Consider the following 1265-nt stretch of genomic DNA (forward strand, 5'->3'; position numbering starts at 1 on the left):
TCGATAGGGAGTGGTGGCGTAATACCACTGCTGGCCGCTGCGACGTCAACACGGGCACTGAGATCGGCGGCGCCTTTTACTATTGGAAAACCACCGTTCCCGGGTAAAGTGATGAAGCCAGCGTTGCCGGCTTCGGGAATATTGAATACTGGCGCATTGGGATTTGCACCGTTGAGGTGCTGATCGAGGGTTCGGTCGTATAGCTCGGGTTTAACTTCAGCGAAACCTTTAAAGGTAGTGGAACCACCCCAGTGGATGCCTGGGTTGATCTTTTCATCGGTGGTGAACGGCTCAGTTGGCTTCAGCTTTCCTATGTTGTTGCCGCCAGCCATCGACAGAAATTCTCCGGTCTTCGTCACAGGGTCATATGACTGAACAATGCCAACGTGTCCACTAAAGTAGACTAAGGTTCCGGGCTTGACGGTAGCGGTCTCGGGATTGACGACGCTTGCCCAACTACCATCGAAAGTTGCTGGATTAGTCATCACCGCGGAGGTCGCGTAAGGAACGTTGTACCCGGATTCGCGTAAGACGTGATAGACCAGACCGGAGCAATCAAAACCTATTGCCGTGCCGGTGCTGTTGCGCACATTACCACGGGTACTTCCTGTGCTGTCGCTACGAAAGGTATTGCCGGTGTTATAGCGATTCGCGTTGGTAATGATGTCGCTCATCTACTCAAACCTTATTTGATTTTTCGAAGAACTTCTAAGTCCGCGTCAAAGCGACGGGCTATGTCGAGGTCGCGCTGCCCAATTGAACGAATGGCACAGGCGGGATGCTGAAAATCCACTTGCCGAGGTTTCTTCCCAGTGGCACGTTCAATTTCGTTTGTGCAATATCCACGCGCAAGACTTTGATGATTTTCAATTGACTTCACAATTCGCGTAATTGCAGCCCCCAAGTAAACTGCTCGCGGTGGAAACGGATCCTGAATCAACCATCTCGGTTCCACTGCATCCACATACTTACGTTGCTCATGGTCATAGTGGCGATATTGACCGTTGCCGCTTCTGGGAAGAAACAGACTGATGCCATAGCTCCACTGCCGGCGATGTGGATCGATCACCACATATTCGCCCTGTACGGTGCCAAACTGTTTCATCATCTTCAGCAATGCATCACCGTCATCTGCGTTGTCCAGATACGCTTCGCGTTTTCCTGTTTGCGTATTCTTGACCTCGAGACCTAACCATGAACAACGCCTGTCGGCTGGAACTTTGTCAGAATTGAAAAGCCGCAAAGCCAGCACTTCAGCCTCAACA

Annotated in this window: 2 protein-coding genes; both read right to left on the reverse strand. The window is 51.3% G+C overall.

Features of this window, described 5'->3' with window-relative positions; genetic code table 11:
* Window positions 1-674, reverse strand: a 674-nt coding sequence (locus AC1D1X_RS23670) for an NlpC/P60 family protein (protein ID WP_477699395.1), incomplete at its 3' end; no start/stop codon positions are given.
* 11 nt (window positions 675-685) lie between these two features.
* Window positions 686-1265, reverse strand: a 580-nt coding sequence (locus AC1D1X_RS23675; protein ID WP_477699396.1) for a hypothetical protein, incomplete at its 5' end; no start/stop codon positions are given.

Source organism: Polaromonas sp. P1_G4, from assembly GCF_056405475.1.